The sequence below is a fragment of the Celerinatantimonas marina genome (genome assembly GCF_046054165.1).
In the GTDB taxonomy this organism is placed as follows: domain Bacteria; phylum Pseudomonadota; class Gammaproteobacteria; order Enterobacterales; family Celerinatantimonadaceae; genus Celerinatantimonas.
Window position 1 is genome coordinate 90,997 of sequence record NZ_JBFNXK010000007.1, and the last position, 20,265, is coordinate 111,261.

Sequence of the window (20,265 nt, forward strand, 5' to 3'; positions counted from 1 at the left end):
TGTGCGAGCCACGGCTCTACCTCACTTTCTATGTTAAACATGACAAATTGGTATCTCTAGCGCTGAGATACCAATTATTACTTACCGACTTAAATTCAATTAAGCTTTTTCAACTAAAGCGGTTGCATCTTGTGCAATCACTAATTCTTCATTGGTTGGAATGACGAACATGGGGCGACTATCTGCAGTTGAAATTTTTCCACTGGCGCCGAAACGGGCGGCCATGTTGGCTTCGTCATCAATAGCAAAGCCTAGTAGTGAAAGTTGTTCAACGATCGTGGCCCGGGCAGGACCTGCATTTTCACCGATACCACCGGTAAAGATAAGTGCATCCAGACGACCATCTAGAGCAGCAGCATATGAAGCAATATATTTAGCAATGCGGTAGCAGAATACTTCACGAGCGCGTAATCCTTGATCATCCCCTTCTTCTGAATGTTCCTGAACCCAGCGGAAGTCGCTGCTATTTTCAGTCAAACCGAGTAAACCGGATTCTTTAGTTAACAGATGATCGACTTGTTCTAAGGTGTAACCTAAACGGTTCACCAAATGGAATACGATGGCAGGGTCGATATCACCACTACGGGTTCCCATCACTACGCCTTCCAGAGGTGTTAGGCCCATGCTGGTATCAACACATTCCCCGTTTTTAATCGCAGAGATAGAGGCACCGTTACCTAAGTGTGCTGTAATCAGGTTACATTCGCTTAAATCTTTGCCTAACATTTTAGCCGCTTCGTTGGCAACATAACGATGGCTTGTACCATGTGCGCCATAACGACGGATACCGTGTTCGCTATAAAGTTTATAAGGCAAGCCATATAGGTAAGCTTTGCGAGGCATGGTCTGATGGAAAGCAGTATCAAATACACAAACGTGTTTCAAATTAGGGAAGCTTTCCTGTGCGGCACGAATACCGACAAGGGCTGGTGGATTATGCAATGGAGCAAAATCTGAACATTCTTCCAAGCCTTTGATGACACTGTCATCGACGATGACAGACTGAGTGAATTTTTCACCGCCACTTACAATACGATGGCCGACGGCGATAATATGTTCATTTAGTTCAGGTGCTTGAGAAAGGATTTTATCAACAATAAATTGAATTGCTTCGTGGTGGGTCGCTTTTGCAGATAATTCAGAATCAGCTTTCTCGCCTGCAATTTTCCATTTGATGCGAGCATCGTCGAGGGTCAGACACTCAGCTAAACCTGAGATTTTTTCTTCACCGGTTTCTGAATTAAGAACCGCAAATTTGAGGGATGAACTTCCACAGTTCAACACTAGAACAAGCTTGTCGCTCATGGATCATTCCTGTTGATTGGTACCAGAATTTATCAGTTACCCAAAGATATCACTACTGCGTCTATCTCGTTTGGCAACTGTGCCGAAAATAGGATTAGAACAGTTTTGTATCAGAGATAGTACGAATAGATAATTCGATCTACACTTAGAGAAGGAAGACTGTTCTATAGATTAGAATCGAAGAGTGATAATATCGGATTTGTTACAAAATAAATATAAAACTTTAAGTAAAAAATTAGATTTTCACTAAGAATTTAACTATTTGTTGGTTTATATCAAAAACGACGTTTCAGGAAGTTGTCATATGAGTAGTTTTTCAACAGTTATTCGAGATGGCGTTCATTATTCTAAAAGCTGGCCAAAAGAGCCGGCACTTGCGGCTATTTTTCCTGAAATTCGAGTGATTCTCGCTTTGAATTTATTAAATAAGGTGATGCCTGCTTTAGCAGTTGTGACAATATTGTTGCCATATTTAATGAAAGTATCCTCTATGCTCCCTCAGTCGGCTGTTTTTGCTGTGTTATTTATATCGCTGCCATTTCAGGTCTTGTATTGGTTAGGGCATCGCGCCAATACGGAGTTACCGATGGCTTTGGTTCGTTGGTATCGAGAGTTGCACCAGCAACTGATAGATGCTGGTGTGGCCGTAAAACCTTTATCCGCGAAACCTCGTTATGCTGAGTTAGCCGATGTTTTACGCAAAGCATTTAGTTGTTTTGATAAGAGTTTCATTCTTTATGGTGACTAATTGCTGAATTGGTAGAATTGCAAATTGAACTCGGCCTCAACAGATCTTTCTGATTCAGTGAATTTTAGTCGACTCTCATCATCGAGTTTCCAGGCAAATGGTGTCATGGTCATGAGCCATTGGCGTTCTTGTGGTGACAAAGGCATCGTGTAACTCAAAGGATAATTGGCAATACACTGCATTCCTTTAATTGTAACCGCCGTATCGTCATGAAGGCGGACATCATCATAAATCAGCTCCCGTAATTGCCATAGATGGCGTGGTCCGGGTACGACACTCATCACGATGCCATTGGGTTTCAAACAGCGGAGAATTTCTGGCACATAAAGTGGTGCGAAAATACGGCTTATGAGGTCAATGGATTGGTTTTGAATGGGTAGGTGATGGCTACTTGCAACAATATATTTCCCAAATGGATCGGCTTTGGCTGCTTTTTTGATCGCCGTTTTCGCAATATCTAATCCCCAGACTTGTTTGGCCAGCGAATTTAAATGTCGGGTGTAGTATCCCTCGCCACATCCGATATCCAAGAGATTATCGATTGCCGAATGGTGCTCTTTAAGCCAATATTGAATGTGCTCCAGTAAGGGGTGGTAGTGGCCTTGAGCAAGAAATTGTTTTCTGGCATCGACCATATTTTGTGCATCACCCGGTGTTTTTGAATGTTTAAACTGTACCGGTAATAGATTAATGTAACCTTCTTTAGCTTGGTCAAAACTATGTTGATGGGTACATTTCCAGCTTTGATCATGCAATGTCAGCGGTTGTTGGCAAATGGGGCAACTTAATATGGATGGCATATCGAATTATCATTTGAATGACTGCCTGAGTTCAGGCAGTCTGGTGAATTAGAAAATAACGTTAGAACAATATTCTCGCAGGATATTCTGAATTTTGGTCATGGTTTCTTTCGATGGTGGTTCTACGCCTTCCAGTTTGTATTCTTCTCCCATCGCCGTCCATTTATGTTTTCCTAACTGGTGATAGGGGAGCAACTCTATTTTTTCGATATTATTCATATCTTTGATGAACTCACCCAGTAAACGCGCTGAAGCTTCATCATCGGTATAACCGGGGACGATTACATACCTAATCCAGGTTTTTTGGCCAATTTTATGTAGATAACGTGCAAAATCGAGAGTTCGATGATTACTGACACCAACCAACTGTTGATGGATATCATCATTCAGCTGTTTTAAATCGAGCATGACCAGATCGGTTTCATCCATCAAAGCATCAATGATAGGAGTGTGTTTACGAACGTATCCATTGGTATCAAGGCAGGTATGGATACCGTGCTCATGACAGGCTTTGAATAAGTCATGAACAAATTCTGCCTGAAGAATGGCTTCACCACCAGAGGCTGTCATCCCGCCGCCGCTTGCTTCCATGTAATGTTTATAGGGCAGCATTTCTTTCATTAAATCTTCTACTGTAACGTCTTTACCACCATGCAAATCCCACGTATCTCGATTATGGCAATAGAGACATCGCATTAAACAGCCTTGGAAAAAGGTAACAAAGCGGATCCCCGGGCCATCAACAGTTCCGCATGTTTCAATTGAATGAATGTGGCCTTTTAGTGCCATAAAATGCCTCCTAATAAAAAAGGCCTTGTCCATCGGGCAAGGCCTTTTGCACCTGATTAATTATATTTTATCAGGATATTGCGTCAGATTACATGTGATCAGTGAAGGTACGAGTAATTACGTCCTGTTGCTGTTCACGAGTCAGTGAGTTAAAGCGCACTGCATAACCTGATACACGGATAGTCAGCTGTGGATATTTTTCTGGATTTTCCATTGCATCCAACAACATTTCACGGTTCATCACGTTAACGTTCAGGTGTTGACCACCTTCAACAGCAGCTTCGTGATGGAAGTAACCATCCATCAAACCTGCCAAGTTAGAACGACGAGAATCTTCTTCTTTACCCAGTGCATTAGGCACGATTGAGAAAGTATAAGAAATACCGTCTTGGGCACTTGAGAATGGCAGTTTACCAACAGAAGTCAAAGAAGCAACTGCACCTTTTTCATCACGACCGTGCATTGGGTTTGCACCAGGAGCAAATGGAGCACCGCCACGACGACCATCAGGTGTAGTACCAGTTTTTTTACCATATACAACGTTAGAAGTAATAGTAAGGATTGACTGAGTTGGAGTAGCACCACGGTAAGTTTTAAGTGCACGGATTTTGTTCATGAAACGTTCAACCAAATCACAAGCGATTGAGTCAACACGTTCATCGTTGTTACCGAATTTAGGATAGTCACCTTCGATTTCGAAATCGACAGCAATACCATCTTCGTCACGAATTGGTTTCACTTTAGCGTATTTGATTGCAGACAGTGAGTCAGCAGCAACAGACAGACCAGCGATACCACAAGCCATTGTACGATATACGTCACGATCATGCAGAGCCATCAAAGAAGCTTCATAGCTGTATTTGTCATGCATATAGTGGATACAGTTCAGTGCAGTGACATAGGTTTTAGCCAGCCATTCCATGAAGTGATCCATTTTAGCGAATACTTCGTCGTAATCCAGAATTTCGCTAGTGATTTTATCCATTTTAGGACCAACTTGGATTTTTTTCTTCTCATCAATACCACCGTTGATAGTATAAAGAAGAGTTTTAGCCAAGTTTGCACGAGCACCGAAGAACTGCATCTGTTTACCAATAACCATTGGAGATACACAACATGCAATTGCGAAGTCATCGCTGTTGAAATCAGGACGCATCAGATCATCGTTTTCATACTGGATGGATGAAGTGTCGATAGATACTTTAGCGCAGAATTTTTTCCAGCCGATTGGTAACTGTTCTGACCACAGAATAGTCATGTTAGGTTCTGGTGAAGGACCCATTGTATATAGAGTGTTCAAGAACCGGAAAGAAGTCCGAGTAACCAGTGTACGTCCGTCTAAGCCCATACCGCCCAGAGATTCAGTAGCCCAGATTGGGTCGCCTGAGAACAATTCATCATATTCAGGAGTACGCAGGAAACGAACCATACGGAGTTTCATAACCAAGTGGTCGATTAATTCCTGAGCTTCTTCTTCAGTTAATTTACCAGCAGCCATGTCACGTTCGATATAGATATCGAAGAAAGTCGAGTTACGACCAAATGACATTGCAGCACCGTTCTGTGATTTAACCGCAGCTAAATAACCGAAGTAAGTGGCTTGGATAGCTTCCTGAGCTGTTTCAGCAGGACGGCCGATATCGCAACCATATTTAGCTGCCATTTCTTTGATCTGGCCAAGAGCACGATATTCTTCAGAGATTTCTTCGCGACGACGAATGATCTCTTCCATGTTTTCGCCAGTTTCAGTTGCTTCGTAAAGTTTTGCTTCTAAAGAGTCATGCTGAGCAAATTTGTCTTTCATCAATGCATCGATACCGTACAAAGCGATACGACGATAGTCACCGATGATACGACCACGACCATAAGCGTCTGGAAGACCAGTCAGAATACCAGCTTTACGGCAATTACGAATTGAAGCTGTGTAAACGTCGAAAACGCCTTGGTTATGAGTTTTACGATAATCAGTGAAGATTTTTTCGATTTCAGGAGAAAGAGTGCGGCCGTATTCTTTGCATGAGTTTTCGATCATGCGAATACCACCGTTAGGAATCAAGGCACGTTTCAGTGGTTTTTCAGTTTGAAGACCAACGATTTTTTCCAGGTCTTTTTCGATGTAACCAGCGTCGTGAGCAGTGATAGTAGATACAACGTCAGTGTCAAAATCAACAGGCGCATGGGTGCTGTTTTCAACTTTGATGCCTTCCATCACTTCGTCCCACAATTTAGTGGTCGCAGCAGTTGCACCTGCTAAGAAGCTTTCGTCTCCCTCATAAGGAGTGTAGTTTTTTTGGATGAAGTCACGAACGTTGACTTCTTTTTGCCAATCACCCGCAGCAAAACCTTTCCAGGCTTGAGTGTTTTGTTCAGCCATTTTGTACCTACCTTTACTCAATGTTCAGTAGAAAAGAAAATTATTCGCTCAGCTTTGAGCAATCGCTCTCAAATCTGAGAAGCAAACTGCTATAAACTAAGTGTATAACTTGATACTTTTTCTATCAGCATGCTGAAATTAGTGCATGCCATACACCATGTTGGATCGCATTCACCTAATTATCAACCTGAATGGTTGATAATTGCGATATCCACGAAACGATTATAATGAAATGATAGAACAAAGTTATCTAAGGAGCGGACTATTAAAGAGAACTTCCAACAACTTGTAACTTGTCATACCGCTGGTTAACTCTCTGTCTGTAACCCGCTGTGTAAGTTTGCGTAGATTTTACAAACCTCGATGAGGGATGGAATTGATCGTGATCAACCGTTGCGGCCTTATTATGTAAACCTGCTACATATATAGGTTATGTATCCAAATTGAGAACAGAAAATCAGCAAATTCAGCAAAAAATTTTTGAATTGTTGTAAATACAGCATATTTTTTGTACTTCGAACGTTATTTTTATTTATCAGTGTTAAATTAAATAAGGATTATGGTTAAAATTCCATCAATTGAAAAATGTTATTTTTATTATTAGGTTAATATTTAATCATGATTGTTGTGCGGTTTAACTTTTTCTTTTGAATATCGTGGATCGGTTTTTGTTATAAAATTTTTAGCTCCTGCTGCATGTCTTATAACATAAAGCCAATAGCCCGCGGGTGTCCTTTGCCGTTTTGTCTAGTGAAGCCTTGTTTTAATTGTTGACTTGAAATGCTTGGGGTCGGAATTTCATATCCGTGTCATCGATCTTTTTCTGAAGAGTATTGGGGGGCAAGGCCAAATCTGGAGCTGGAATTTCATCGCAGAGATTGGTTTTGTGCACGTTTATCGTGCTTTTTTTGGATTCATTATTGAGTTTTGTGAAGAGCGATGCTAATTTCTGCGCCTCTTCTTACTTGCTATATTAATGACTGCGGATCATTTCGCAGGTGGTGATGAACTAAGGTGACAATTGAGATGGCTGATATCCCCGCATTAGAAGTGAAAGGGATCCATAAACGTTTTGGTAGCAATGAAGTACTAAAAGGGATCGATCTAACGGCTCACAAGGGGGATGTTATCTCTATTATTGGTTCGTCAGGATCGGGAAAGAGTACCTTTTTACGGTGTATCAATTTATTGGAAATCCCAACGGCGGGCGATATTTATGTTCATGGTGAATCGCTTGAGTTCAAACATAACCGCCGGGGAGAGCGTATTCCTGCAAATCCGAAGCAAGTACAGCGGGTTCGAGCCCGGTTATCCATGGTTTTTCAAAGCTTTAATCTATGGTCACACTTAAGTGTGTTGGATAATATTATTCAGGCTCCGGTGCATGTCTTAAATGTTTCAAAAGCTGAAGCAATCGAGCGGGCGGAAGCCTTGCTCCATAAAGTTGGATTATATGAGCGGCGAAATTATTATCCATCGCATATGTCCGGTGGACAACAGCAGCGGGCGGCTATTGCTCGGGCGTTAGCTATGGAGCCGGAAGTAATGTTGTTTGATGAACCCACTTCAGCACTGGATCCAGAACTGGTCGGGGACGTCCTAAAAGTGATGCGCAGTTTGGCGGAAGAAGGTCGAACAATGGCCGTGGTCACTCATGAGATGAGTTTTGCCAGAGATGTGTCTTCCCACGTGATGTTTTTACATCAGGGGCGTGTCGAAGAGCAGGGAACGCCTGAAAAAGTTTTTGATCATCCGGACTCTGAGCGAATGAAACAGTTTTTAGCTCCCAAATATTGATGAAAAGGCCCTGATGTGAGGGCCTTTTTTGATCGCCTGATGACGATTGATCATTGTGATTCGCTAGTCTGCTTTCAGACCCCTTGTTTTTATACTAGTGATGGGGGCTCGGTGTTGGCGATGCCGCCATTACGATCTGACCATGTAACCAGAAAATTTTGCAGTTTTTCCGATTGAGGGGTATGGAAGAGTTTTTCTGGTTTTCCGCGTTCTTCTATTTTGCCATCGGCCAGAAATAGTACTTGATCCGAAACCTGAGCGGCAAAGCCCATCTCATGCGTCACAATCATCATGGTCATTCCCTCGTCGGCTAATGATTTCATGACCTTTAGCACCTCACCAACGAGTTCCGGATCTAAGGCTGACGTGGGTTCGTCAAACAGCATGATCTCGGGTTCTCTAGCTAAAGCTCGGGCGATAGCCACCCGTTGCTGTTGCCCTCCAGAGAGTGCGGTGGGATAGGCACTTTGTTTATGTTCCATGCCGACTTTGGTTAGAACGTCGATCGCTTTTTGTCGCGCTTTGGACCGGGACCATTTATCGACAATGAGTAATGGCATCATGACGTTGTCGATGACGGTTTTGTGGGGCCACAGATTAAATTGTTGGAATACCATCCCGACATGATGAAGATCTTGCTGAATGATATGTCGTGGCTTTTGTTGGAGGTCTCCGGTAAACGTGACTCCATAACCGACTAGATTTCCATCAATGTATACTTCTCCGTCATCATAATGTTCCAGAAAATTTAGGCAGCGGAGCATGGTACTTTTCCCTGATCCTGAACCACCGATGACAGAGACTACTTCGCCTTTATAAACATGAAGATCAATACCTTTTAATACTGTATTTTCACCGAACTTTTTTTTAAGACCTTTGACTTCAATGACGGGTTTGCGGGAATGTTGCATGTTCGCTCCTTGAATTTAGATTAAATAACGGGTGGTGTGACGTTCAAATGCCATTGCGGCTTTTGAGATCAGAAAGGTAATGCACCAGTAACAGAGCGCAAGGAACAGGTAAGGCTCGACCACCGAAAACGTCTCGGTGGACATTTTGATGGCTGACGTGGTCATTTCCGGAACGGTAATGACCGAGAGTACGGCCGATTCTTTGATCAATAGAATGGTTTGGTTCAGCATCGGGGGGAGAATGAGGCTGAACATTTGTGGCAGTCGAATGTGCCAGAAGACTTGAGCTGGGGAGAATCCTAGATCAAAAGCGGCTTCAATCTGTCCTTCTGGGATGCTTTCAAATCCAGCTCGATAGATTTCGGCAAAGTAGGCACATCCATAGAGGCCCAATCCCCAGATACCGACTTCTACAGCTGACGCTTGAAGCCCAATAAATGGCCCACCGTAGAAAACCAGAAATAACTGAACCAGAAGCGGAGTACCGCGAAATAACGTGATGTAGATGCGATATATGCATTTTACAATAACATGGTTGATTTGAAAGCAGAGGCTGATCATAAGCCCTCCGAACACGCCTATGATTAATGCACCGAAACAGACATAGAGTGTGTACCCAATCCCTTTGAGTAATAGAGGCCAGTATTCGATAAATAAGTGAATATTCATAATTCGATTTCCTTACTCATGCCGGAGACGTTTTTCAAGGTAGCGGCCCAGTTCACTGACACTCATTGTGAGGAGTAAATACAGAATGCCAGCGGCGATAAAAAACTCGAGGGGGCGGTAGGTGGTTGACGAATATTGCTGTGCAACCCGCATGAGTTCGGTAACGGCAATCGTCGATATCAGCGATGAATTTTTAATGATATCGATGATTTCACTGACCAAGGCGGGCAAGGTCACTTTAATTACTTGGGGTAATTCAATGTGAATAAAGGACTGCGCTTTGGAGAAGCCATTGACCCATGCCGCCTCTCTCTGCCCTTTGGGGAGCGTTGAAAATCCACCTCGCAGAATTTCGGATTGAATGGCTCCACTATTGAATGCCAGCGCCAGAATAGCCGCGGTAATAGGCGGTACGATGATCCCTGCCAGTGGTAAAAAGAAAAAGATGATACTCAGTTGAATCAGTAATGGAGTACCTCGAAAGGCACTCACATAAAAAGTACTGATAGCGCGTAGCAAACGATTTGTTGAGGAACGGGCCAGATAGGTGATTGCGCCAATGATGAAGCCACAGCCAATCGCTACTAGCGAGATCCAGAACGTGGTCCAGAGCCCCTGGAGTAAAGCATTACGATAGTCCCATACAATGGTTAGATCGAACATCATTCCTCCTTGGGACGGGAACGTGATGCCGCACAGACACACAATAATTCAAACATCATGGTCGCTCCGGTTAGGGCGGTGATTCCGGAAGGGTCAAACGGAGGGGAAACTTCAACAACATCGGCGCCGATGATATTGAATTCGCTCAGAGACCGGATTAATTTTTGGGCCTCGAAAGTCGTGATCCCTCCAACTTCAGGGGTACCGGTCCCCGGAGCAAAGCAAGGATCTAAGACATCGATATCGAAGGTGATATAAACGGGGCTTTGACCTACAACCTGTTTTATTTCATCGATAACGGCATCGAGTCCCAACTGATAAAATTCTTCGATATGAATGACGCGCATGCCTCTTTCATAGCTGAATTTCCAGATATCTCGATCGGTGACACTCCCCCTGATCCCAATTTGAATCGTTTTGTTTGGATCGATCAGTCCTTCTTCTGTGGCAATTTTAAAGGGCGAGCCATGATGAAATTTAGATCCCAGATAAAAATCTCCGGTATCACAATGAGCATCAAAGTGGATCAATGCCACGGGGGCCTCTTTTGCCATCGCTCGAAGTACCGGTAATGTCACGGAGTGATCGCCCCCCACGGATAAAGGCAGTACGCCCGATTGTTTGACTCGGGTGTAATAGTCTTCGATAGCTTTGTGCGCGCCAGTGAGTTCAAATGGGCTATCCGGGAGTGCATCACCTATGTCGCCAACTTGAACTAAATCAAAAGGGGCGATGCCAGTGGCTTGGTTAATCGTCCGGACCAGACTAGACTGATTACGAACTTCACGAGGACCATGTCTGGTTCCGGCCCGGTTGGTTACGCCACCGTCAAATGGGATCCCGATCAAGGCAATATCAATGCTGCTTAGATCCGTAACTACGGGAACGCGCATAAATGTGGGGATCCCTGAATAGCGAGCCATGAGCTGTGATTCGTAACTCATCATGATTTCTCCCGATAATGGGCAATATAGCCAATGGTATTCATTAAGAGCTGGGCCGCCAGAATACTTGTGATTTCGTTGGCATCGTAGGCTGGGGCCACTTCACAGAGATCAACTCCCACGATATGACCTCTTTGAGCCAATTGTTCGATGATTTCTAAAACTTCATAGTACATGAATCCACCATGACTCGGAGTTCCGGTCCCGGGGGCTATGCTGGGATCAAACCCATCGATATCGATAGTCAAATAATAACGGACTCCGGCAGGGATCTGTGCCATGAGTTCATCGATGGATAATCGTCGTAATTGACGAACTGAAAAAATAGTGGATCCTGCCGCTTTGGCATCATCATGATCGGCTTGATTGGATGAAGAAACATTGCGGATCCCCATTTGGGTGATTCCGGTGACATGGGGCATTTCGGAGACCCGACGCATACAATTCCCGTGGCCATACCGAACGCCATGGCGTTCATCGACAAAATCTAAATGTGCGTCAAACTGGATCACATGAATTGGCGCTTCATCACTGAATGCGGCGACATTCGCGGCGGTAATGGCATGATCACCGCCGAGAATAATCGGAATGGCCCCGCTGTTTAATATTTTTCGTACAGCGGCGGTGGTATTGGCCAGACAGCGATCACTATCGGTGTGGATCATATCGACATCACCGATATCGATGATTTTTACTTTATCCTTTTGTAGATAGAGGGTGTCACTTTCGTAGTCGTAAGCGCCGTTGTGACCAAAGCTGAATAAGGTTGAAGAGGCGCGGATGGATCGGGGTCCAAAACGGGCTCCAGAACGATATTGGCATCCCATATCATAGGGAACACCTAATACAGCAAAATCGGCGGCAATGGCATTCCAGTCGGTGACGGGCGTGCTTTTTGCAAAAGTTGTATGACCGACAAACGGGAGATTCAGTCGGCCAGTTTCATAGTCATTGGTACTCATTATTGTGCCATTAATGTTATTGGATAGTTTGTGCCCGGTTGGCACAAACTATCCGAATGAAAGGAATGGATTAGTTCTGTGGTTTGGGAAGAGTCCCTTCGGGAACATCCATCGTAAAGCCAAACCATTTCATCTGAAGCTCTGCAAGCTTGCCGCTTTGCTGTAGTTTCAGTAGCCCTTTATTCATAAACTCAACTAATGACCGAGAGTCTTCATCGTTGCGTGCAGCCCATCCATAGTAGGATTTATCCCCAAATGGCGGTTTGACGATAGCAAACATATCCGGACGTTTTTTGACAATAGGAGCCAGATTTGGGATCGCTTGCGGTACGATGTCGACCCGTCGGGAGGCTAATGCCGCATAGGCTTCGTTGTAATCGGTGAATTCAGTGATGGATTTGACCGATTTTCCTTCAGGGATCAGAACCTCTTTTTCAAATTTTTTGACAGCGGTATATTGAGCCGAACCCGCCTGAACCCCGATTACTTTTCCGGCCATATCTTCCGGTTTGGTAATGCGGTTATCATTTTTACGTTTGAGAATAGCCACCGATGCATCCGCAATGGGGTTTGTAAATGCGTAGTGCTCCATACGTTTTTGGGTGATCATTAAAGAGGTCGCAACAAAATCATAGCGTTTGGCATTGAGTCCGGCGAGGATCCCCTGAAATGGTAGATCAAGTTGCTTGAGTTTTACGCCGGGAAGATCTTTTAAAATGGCGTCCAAAATATCTTTGCCGTAGCCCACGATTTTTCCGTTTTCAAGCATTTCAAAGGGTTCATAGCGAGCTTCGGTAGCGACGACAATTTCTCCTTTGGCTTTAATATCCTGTAGTAAATCGGCCTGAGCTGTTGAAACGCCAATGATGAATGAACTCAAACACAGCATGTGCATGAATGTTTTTTTTAGTTCCATGTTTTTCTCCAATCCCTCGTTGATTTATGGTTATCTTCAGAGCAATGGCTGAGATCAACAAGCAGGAAGTTCTAATAACAATTGATAAGCAGGCGTAATGCGTTAATTTGGTGATTATTAGGAATAAACTGCACCAAGATCGTTCTTGAGCCCGAATGGGATAGCCGGTTGTATCCGATTGGCGAGGGGCATCTCATGGCATATGCCTTGCAAACCCTAACAGGTCGCTGTCTTGAGTGGAGTTGCTATGTCGATTCGTCTTCCCCCCTTAGAAGCGCTTCGTTATTTTGAGGCGGCTGCCCGGCATTTGAGTTTTACTCTGGCGGCGGATGAATTGTGCGTTTCCCAAAGTGCAGTCAGTCAGAAGGTGATTAAGCTGGAGGATCGGCTGGGTTATAAATTGTTTGAACGCCATTCCCGGCAGCTGGTGCTTACCGAACAAGGTGCCACGCTCTTTCCGGTGATCCATGCCTCTTTGATTGAAATTCGAGATTCTCTGAATAAGATCGAATCCAATGGGCAGATGCGTAAACTAACCGTGTATTGCATGCCTTCATTTGCCAGTAGCTGGTTGTTACCTCGGTTACACGATTTTCATACCCGGTATCCTCATATTGATTTAAATCTGGTGGCGGAGCTGGCAGAGCCTAATTTTCATAATGAAATTGTAGATATTGGTATTTGCCACGGGATTGGCGACCAACCTACGATGGAACAACAGCTTTTATTTTGGGATTACGTGTATCCTGTCGCTAGCCCAGCCCTATTAGAGCAATGTCCTTTAACGACGCTTCAGGAGTTGAATACAACGGTGTTGATCCATGATTCATTACCTCAGGCCAAATTATCTACGTCTTGGCAGCGGTGGTTGGTTGAGCGGGGGATCCGCAATATTGATTGTGGGAGTGGTTATCGATTTAATCAGGCTGATTTTATTGTCCGTGCGGCGATTGATGGTCGGGGCGTTGCTTTGGGGCGTCATGTTTTGGTAGCCCATGAGGTTCAGCAAGGGCGTTTAATTCCGCTTTTTGGGGATGTAGAAAAAGATGATGGGGTCTATGTCGTTTGCCTTAAAAAATTAATTCATCGTCCTCAGGTCGAAACCTTTATGCACTGGCTTAAGGAACAAGCCCATACCTTTGAATCTGAAATGGCAATCGATAAGATAGTGTTCCCTAAAGAGGTTGCTGAAATCCGTTCATAAGTAAATGTTATAGCTGCATTAGTATTTACCGTTTGTTTCCTCCTGATGCGTATCTCAACATGAAGAGAACTTCAGGAGGTGCTGATATTGGATGCTAGGATTGAAATTCGCAATGGTGCGAAGTCGAGGGCTTTTTTTAGTACGCAGGAAATGAAAACCCGCCTGAGTAAAGCTCGACAACTGATGGAACAGCATCACTTGGATGCACTACTTCTCTCTGGTGTTGGTCATATCAGTTATTTTAGTGGCTTGGTGGTGGACTCCCGAGAGAAAGCTCCGACGGTATTACTGATCTTACCGCAACGTTCAGTACTTATCGCACCTCTCAGTGTCGGAGGGCATAGTTACCGAAATAGTTTTTGTGAAAGTTGGTTATATGCTGATTTTGGACATTTTTTGCAGCATGTGCAGCACTACTTATCCGGTGCGAAGCGGATTGGTGTGGCCTCTATGAGTTTTTCGGCCGGATTATTGAGAAGGCTTGCCACTGTTCTTCCCTCCCTTAAAAAAGCGCTATGTGTCGAAGTTCCATTGTGCGCATTAAGAAAAATTAAATCAGAGGAAGAGAAGCTTCTTTATAGTAGAGCCGAACAAATTGCCAAGAGAGGGTTTGAGATAGGTGTATCACTGCTGAAAGAAGGGATCTCTGAGCTGGATTTAGCGCTGAAGATTCGAGAGGCGCTGATCTTTGAAGCGGCTTATTTTTTCCCGCAAATGGATGTTTCGCAGTCATATTCTCGGGTTCAATCCAGTTTAAATACGGATAGTGTCATTGCGCCTCCGTCGACGCGATTGTTGCAACAAGGCGATTTAGTGAATTTAACAGTGTGTCCAGTCATTGGCCATTACGATTATCCGGTGAGTTGTAGTGTCGTGGTTGGAACATCCGGTGAAGTTGATTCTGCTTATACCACCAGCCTGAAGTCTGTTTATCAAACGTTTTTGGATTGTGTTCAAGTGAATATTCCCATTTCCCTCTTACGCGCGGATATGAAGCGATATCTGGAGTATCGCTTAAAAGATGTGCGTAATTATGACATTTCTATTGGCTGTTTGGATGCGGTATCTGGTGAGGAGGCTTTGGGTGAAGAGATGCGGATTCAAGCGAATACCATAGTCGTATTTTCGGTCCAGCTATCTAAGTTGTCCTATGATCATTATCTGAATGTTTATCGTCTAACTCATCCCGTATGGGTTGAGGGTCCCCGCTAATTTTTCTCGGAATTGTAAGCGTGTTTTCCTGAAGTATCTTTAGGCGTCCTACGATCTATGTCGCATGGTTTAGCATTGTGGCTGAAGGCCTCATTTAAGATATGACGATCAATCTAGCCCATGGCTGGAATGATGAAAGAGTTCAATGTCAGGGCCAATATCGAGTTTCAATATAACCTGATTCAGGTATTCTTTTTCTTAGGCTAACGGTAGGTTTCTAGTCCTTTGAGGTCATTGCAGTGATTTGGGGATTCGTCATTAATTAACCAACCTAATCCTAATTATCTGAGTTTTATCGGATGCTAACTTGCTTAATCGCTAATTATTAATCATGTTATTGAAGAATGTTATTTTCATCAGGATGAGATATGGATGAGCCATTTATAAGTGCATTGCTTTTGGATGGACAAGGCAGAGCGACTACCTTGTCCTTGTCAGAAGTGGAACAGTGGTTTCCTGAACAAGGTGTGCTATGGGTCCACCTTGACTGTGCCAATGAAGCTGGATGTCAATGGCTGACGGAACGAAGTGGCGTGAGTGATGTCATTAGTGAGGCGTTACTCAGTGAAGATACACGGCCCCGAATTAGTCATATTGATGAACAGTCCTTGGTCTTTTTACGGGGCGTTAATTTAGCGGAAGGTGCCGAACCGGAAGACATGGTATCGATTCGGATTTGTATCGAACAACGGCGAGTTATTTCAACGCGTCGCCGCCGGTTATTGTCCGTGGCTGACTTAATTCAAGCGTTGCAAGAAGGGGATGGCCCGAGAACCAGTTCAGAATTCCTGGTAACGTTATGCCATTATCTGACGTTGCGGATGGACGCCGTGATTGATGATTTACAGGAGCGAATGGCACAAATCGAAGAGTCGGTTGTTGAAGATGCGTCTGCAGAAGGACGAAATGAATTAACTGCTATCCGTCGGCAAAGTATTAAATTACGACGCTATTTGGCTCCCCAACGTGAAGCTTTGGTCAAAATAGCGTTTGATCGTCGTTCCTGGTTAGATCCGGATGATCGGCCATTATTACAGGAGAGTACCGACCGTCTGATCCGTTATATCGAAGAGTTGGATGCGATTAGAGAACGAGCAATTGTGACTCAGGAAGAATTTACAAGCCAGTTATCGGAACAGATGAATCAACGGATGTATGTGATGTCCCTCATCGCGGCGTTATTTTTACCGTTAGGTTTTTTGACGGGGCTATTGGGGGTGAATATTGGCGGTATTCCAGGTACCGGTTCGCCTTTTGCTTTTACATTGTTTGTTGTGTTTTTGCTGGGAATTAGTGTATTGATCCTGATTTTTTTCAAAATAAAGCGATGGTTTTAAAGGTCTCACCGAAGCTTTGCTTTTCATCGGGTTTTATTAACAATGCGGTTATGGCATGTCTGGATGATAACCGCGTGGTTAGACCAAGAACATACTCTTTCAATCCGTTATTTTAAAGAAAATGACTTGAATGTCTGTCAGACTGATTTGACCTATTTGGTTCACTTTAATTTGTTTTAAACCGCATCGAGCTTTGGATGGTTAAGGTGATTCAATAGCGCAACTCGAAAGTCATTTACCTGATCTTAGGTCTCATGGCTCGGGCATCGCAGGTCGGGTCTAAATGAGTTCGGTATGTTTGGAATTTGCTCAAATAGCCAGCAACAGCCAATGTGTCTTCCTTTGTTGGCGTAAATATTGCTTATTGTTGAAATGGAGTAGAATGCTGTACTAAAAGTGATCCTCTTTATTGCAGATTCTATCTGGTTATATGTTAAATCTAAAGGATTGTGTGCGTGAAAAAAGTCGTGGTAAGGATTATCTGTTGTTGGTTCCTGATGGCGATTTCATCGATCAGCTACGCAGCGATTGTGAACAATAATCACCTATATCAACAATCAGAAATTATTATTCAGCAATTACAATCGATTCGTCAGGCAAAAGCATTGGCTTCATTGACTCCGGAGCCTCCTATTGTTGCCGGTAAATTGGCAACTTCATTGTTTTTTAAAGCAAATGATTTGGTCCGTTTGGCGGGTCAGCTGCAGCAAGCTCAGGGGCTCACGGTCATTAGTCCCATTGAACCTGAGTTCCGGGTGTTTCGCCCCTCGAATATTATGGCTCCTTTGCAAATATTGTCGAAACAGTTGGAAGAGGTGCGTCAGCAATTGGGTATTCTGAGTCCGTTACCTGAAATTGATGTGCCCATGGGGAAAAGTGTCAATGATGTTTACCGACAACTGTTGATCATTGAAGCCTTGTTTAACGGGCTAACGAAAGAATCGCATTTCCATCAAATTGAAATGAATATTGCGCTATCCAAACAGGCGTTACAGTGGATTGCTGAACATAAACAACGGTCGATTAGTTTTCCGTCGATACAAGCTGTGCAAGGACGGGAAGCAACCGATGATAATTTACTCGCTTATCAGATTTTGTATTTAACTGGACAATTGTTTCGCCAGATTGGTGTTGATACCACTGAGCCGGGACGTTTCCCCATTGGGGAATCCACTTTAAGTCAGGTTGAGGATACTTTATTGAATTTACGGGCTGAGTTGCACCGGGGGCAGACCGTCATGGGGGCCAGTGTTGTTATTCCCACCTCTTTTCAATCTTCAGGTCAGTTGGATACAAATTTGATTTATGCACAATTAACTCAGCTACGGGATGGTTTGTTGGGAATGCTCGCGGGAGGTCACGATGCTCGATAAATTGACTCTTGGACAAAAAATAGCCGCGATTCCCGGTATTATCGTGATCTTAATTGCAGGGATGATTGGCGTAAGTTTGTATTCACTAACCCATATTGAGTTGCAAAACAAACAGTTTATTGATGTTGTGGAGCCTGGTGCGCGTCTGGCTTCAGATCTTTCAATTAACACATTGGAACGGCTACAGATCCAATCTCAACTGGGACAATCAGATGAAACCGCATCGCTTTCGAGTCGTTATCAGGAATTGGCCGAGGCCAGTAAGACTTATCTGGCCAGCCCGCATTTAAAACAGTTCCCCAATTCGGAGCAGTTAAGTGCCAATAGCCAGAATTTGGATCAGTTGTTTATGACGCAGCAAGTTCCGTTACAACAACAGATCCAAGCGTTAGGCAATGAGTTACTTAATCAACTAGAGCCTGAAGCACTCTCTAAAGTTGCTGATATTCATGCCACATTGGATATTTCTAATGCCGGACGACTTCCAGAACTAACCGTTCGGTTTGCCAACCATTTGCAAGCTGCGACGATCGCGTTTATGCGGTATGTTTCTGATCATCAGCCACGGAGTCGAGACCGTTTTTACTTGGAACTCTATGGAGCCCAGAATGCATTATGGGATTTACAGAAAAATTTAAACCGGGATCAACAGCTGGTTTGGATTAAGCAAGTTGCTGACGATTTGCAGCGTTACCAACAAGTCAGTCAGCAGCTGTTTCAGTTATTAGATCAGCGTCATCAACTTCTGGAAAATAAGGTAAACCCTGCGGCTAAACAAGTATTGGAAGCTGCTCAAGGTGGACAGCAGGCCATGTGGCAGCGATTGCGTCAGGCCAGCAATAATACGGCTAATTTGTTGAATCGTTCAGAGTTTATCAATTTATCATTTGGGGCTGCGATTGTTGTGATATCGCTAGTGGTTGGAGGGTTGATGATTCGACTCATCCGTCGACCTGTGGTGGCGATGGTTGAAGCAATGCAAGCGATTGCCCAAGGCAATGGCGACTTAACCCAAAGGCTGGCGGTGCGCGGTCAGGATGAAGTGGCCCAGCTGGGGAGTTCATTTAACCAGTTCATTGAGATGTTACAGTCTACTATTTTAGGGATCCATGGCTCGGTGCAACACCTGAATGATGCTGCTCTGGAATTATCACGGTTGGCCCAGAATTCAAAAGAACAGGCCGGTGAACAGCAGCAATCGGTGCTTGAAGTATCACATCATATTGCGGATCTGTCTCAGCGTATTGAGCGTGTTGCAGAACATGTTCAAGATGCCGATGAATCCGTTACTGCGATTGATGCCGCTTCAAAACAGGGCAGTGAGTTGACCGCATCGGCGAATCATTCGATTAACGATTTAGTGACGCAGTTGACGGCGGCTGAAGGTGAAATGCAACAGTTAGTTGAACATAGCCAGAACGCATCTAAAATTTTAGATGTGATCAACTCGATTGCTGAAAAAACCAACCTGTTAGCATTGAATGCCGCGATTGAATCCGCCCGAGCGGGTGAGCATGGTCGGGGATTTTCGGTGGTAGCCGATGAAGTCCGGCATTTGGCTCAGCAAACGCAGGAATCCACTGAACAGATTGAAACGATGATGACTGCGTTGGTTAAAGGGGCTTCGAATACTGAGTCTCAGATGAATCAAGGTAAGTTACAGGCTGATCATAGTTATGAATCAGTGGTTTCTATGCGTGATTCAGTAGAACAAACTCATGAGCTGGTGGTTGCGATTAATTCTCGCTTAACTCAGATTAGTGAGGCGTGTCAGCAGCAGGTTGAGACGGCGAGTGCGGTTGTTTCTGAGATGAATGGAATTGAACGAATTGCCGAGTCAAACACATTAGATACGGAAAAAACAGCCGAGCAGGCGCTGCAAGTCCGTAAATTAAGTGATGAGATCCAAGCGACTATTGCTCATTTTAATGTGTAGTGATGTGAGTTTGCTCTTGGCCTCGATTCTTTGGCATGGATGCTGATGACCCTCTAGGGCGGCCTATAAGGCAAAATATCGGTCTCTTATGCGGATATACATTAACTTATTTGGGAGCCACCGGGAGTTTCTGACCCGGTGGATTATCCTCTTTTTTGAAGCGTGTATGATTAAATATAGCCATATCAAACAATATAATCAGCGCCGTGTGTTCGTTTATGGTTCATGATGAAGGTCAATAGCCTTCGTATTACAGTTCGGTGTTCCCTGAATCAGATTTAGAGTACAGCACAAATAATCACACAAGATCAGCAGTTCCTCGCAC

General features: G+C 44.1%; 17 protein-coding genes. 7 read left to right on the top strand and 10 right to left on the bottom strand.

The window, feature by feature from the left end; translation table 11 throughout:
* Window positions 1-99: 99 nt before the first annotated feature.
* Window positions 100-1,305 carry an acetate kinase gene (locus tag ABUE20_RS09530; RefSeq protein ID WP_408619671.1) on the bottom strand — a complete coding sequence of 402 codons (1,206 nt, stop codon included), beginning with the start codon at window positions 1,303-1,305 and terminating at the stop codon, window positions 100-102.
* A gap of 304 nt (window positions 1,306-1,609) precedes the next feature.
* Between ABUE20_RS09530 and yfbV the strand changes: the two genes are divergently transcribed.
* Entirely contained in the window at window positions 1,610-2,053 is a 444-nt protein-coding gene (gene yfbV / locus ABUE20_RS09535; protein WP_408619672.1) for a terminus macrodomain insulation protein YfbV, read from the top strand.
* Here the strand turns inward: yfbV and rlmA are convergent.
* The 3 genes from rlmA to pflB form a co-directional block, all read right to left on the bottom strand.
* A complete protein-coding gene (rlmA, locus tag ABUE20_RS09540) occupies window positions 2,050-2,853 on the bottom strand; it encodes a 23S rRNA (guanine(745)-N(1))-methyltransferase (protein WP_408619673.1) in 804 nt (267 codons plus the stop codon). The two genes, yfbV and rlmA, sit on opposite strands and share 4 nt — an antisense overlap.
* 48 nt (window positions 2,854-2,901) lie before the next feature.
* Entirely contained in the window at window positions 2,902-3,642 is a 741-nt protein-coding gene (gene pflA / locus ABUE20_RS09545) for a pyruvate formate lyase 1-activating protein (protein WP_408619674.1), read from the bottom strand.
* Between the two features lie 88 nt (window positions 3,643-3,730).
* Entirely contained in the window at window positions 3,731-6,016 is a 2,286-nt protein-coding gene (gene pflB, locus ABUE20_RS09550; RefSeq protein WP_408619675.1) for a formate C-acetyltransferase, read from the bottom strand.
* A 1,026-nt stretch (window positions 6,017-7,042) separates the two neighbouring features.
* Between pflB and ABUE20_RS09555 the strand changes: the two genes are divergently transcribed.
* Window positions 7,043-7,813, top strand: a complete 771-nt coding sequence (locus ABUE20_RS09555; RefSeq protein ID WP_408619676.1) for an ABC transporter ATP-binding protein — start codon at window positions 7,043-7,045, stop codon at window positions 7,811-7,813.
* 89 nt (window positions 7,814-7,902) lie between these two features.
* Here the strand turns inward: ABUE20_RS09555 and ABUE20_RS09560 are convergent, their stop codons facing one another.
* The 6 genes from ABUE20_RS09560 to ABUE20_RS09585 all read right to left on the bottom strand — a co-directional run bounded on the left by ABUE20_RS09560 (window position 7,903) and on the right by ABUE20_RS09585 (window position 12,878).
* Window positions 7,903-8,724 (bottom strand): amino acid ABC transporter ATP-binding protein, encoded by an 822-nt coding sequence (locus tag ABUE20_RS09560; protein ID WP_408619677.1) that lies wholly within the window; start codon window positions 8,722-8,724, stop codon window positions 7,903-7,905.
* A 15-nt stretch (window positions 8,725-8,739) separates the two neighbouring features.
* The gene (locus tag ABUE20_RS09565; RefSeq protein ID WP_408619678.1) at window positions 8,740-9,393 is read right to left on the bottom strand and encodes an amino acid ABC transporter permease; all 654 of its coding nucleotides are present in this window, start codon (window positions 9,391-9,393) and stop codon (window positions 8,740-8,742) included.
* A 12-nt stretch (window positions 9,394-9,405) separates the two neighbouring features.
* Window positions 9,406-10,056: an amino acid ABC transporter permease gene (locus ABUE20_RS09570; protein ID WP_408619679.1), complete on the bottom strand. Its 651-nt coding sequence runs from the start codon at window positions 10,054-10,056 to the stop codon at window positions 9,406-9,408.
* Entirely contained in the window at window positions 10,056-11,000 is a 945-nt protein-coding gene (speB, locus tag ABUE20_RS09575; RefSeq protein ID WP_408619815.1) for an agmatinase, read from the bottom strand. The genes ABUE20_RS09570 and speB (ABUE20_RS09575) overlap by 1 nt, the downstream gene beginning before the upstream one ends.
* Window positions 11,000-11,962, bottom strand: coding sequence for an agmatinase (gene speB / locus ABUE20_RS09580; RefSeq protein ID WP_408619680.1), 963 nt, complete (start codon window positions 11,960-11,962; stop codon window positions 11,000-11,002). Before speB (ABUE20_RS09580) ends, speB (ABUE20_RS09575) begins: the two co-directional genes overlap by 1 nt.
* Before the next feature lie 70 nt (window positions 11,963-12,032).
* A complete protein-coding gene (locus ABUE20_RS09585; protein ID WP_408619681.1) occupies window positions 12,033-12,878 on the bottom strand; it encodes a transporter substrate-binding domain-containing protein in 846 nt (281 codons plus the stop codon).
* 247 nt (window positions 12,879-13,125) lie between these two features.
* Between ABUE20_RS09585 and gcvA the strand changes: the two genes are divergently transcribed.
* The 5 genes from gcvA (at window position 13,126) to ABUE20_RS09610 (ending at window position 19,940) form a co-directional block, all read left to right on the top strand.
* Window positions 13,126-14,082: a transcriptional regulator GcvA gene (gene gcvA / locus ABUE20_RS09590; RefSeq protein WP_408619682.1), complete on the top strand. Its 957-nt coding sequence runs from the start codon at window positions 13,126-13,128 to the stop codon at window positions 14,080-14,082.
* 87 nt (window positions 14,083-14,169) lie between these two features.
* Window positions 14,170-15,294 carry an aminopeptidase P family N-terminal domain-containing protein gene (locus ABUE20_RS09595; RefSeq protein WP_408619683.1) on the top strand — a complete coding sequence of 375 codons (1,125 nt, stop codon included), beginning with the start codon at window positions 14,170-14,172 and terminating at the stop codon, window positions 15,292-15,294.
* A gap of 368 nt (window positions 15,295-15,662) precedes the next feature.
* A complete protein-coding gene (gene zntB / locus ABUE20_RS09600) occupies window positions 15,663-16,631 on the top strand; it encodes a zinc transporter ZntB (RefSeq protein ID WP_408619684.1) in 969 nt (322 codons plus the stop codon).
* 455 nt (window positions 16,632-17,086) lie between these two features.
* Window positions 17,087-18,004, top strand: coding sequence for a hypothetical protein (locus tag ABUE20_RS09605; RefSeq protein WP_408619685.1), 918 nt, complete (start codon window positions 17,087-17,089; stop codon window positions 18,002-18,004).
* On the top strand, window positions 17,994-19,940 hold the full coding sequence (locus ABUE20_RS09610) for a methyl-accepting chemotaxis protein (RefSeq protein WP_408619686.1): 1,947 nt from the start codon (window positions 17,994-17,996) through the stop codon (window positions 19,938-19,940). The genes ABUE20_RS09605 and ABUE20_RS09610 overlap by 11 nt, the downstream gene beginning before the upstream one ends.
* Window positions 19,941-20,265 lie beyond the last annotated feature (325 nt).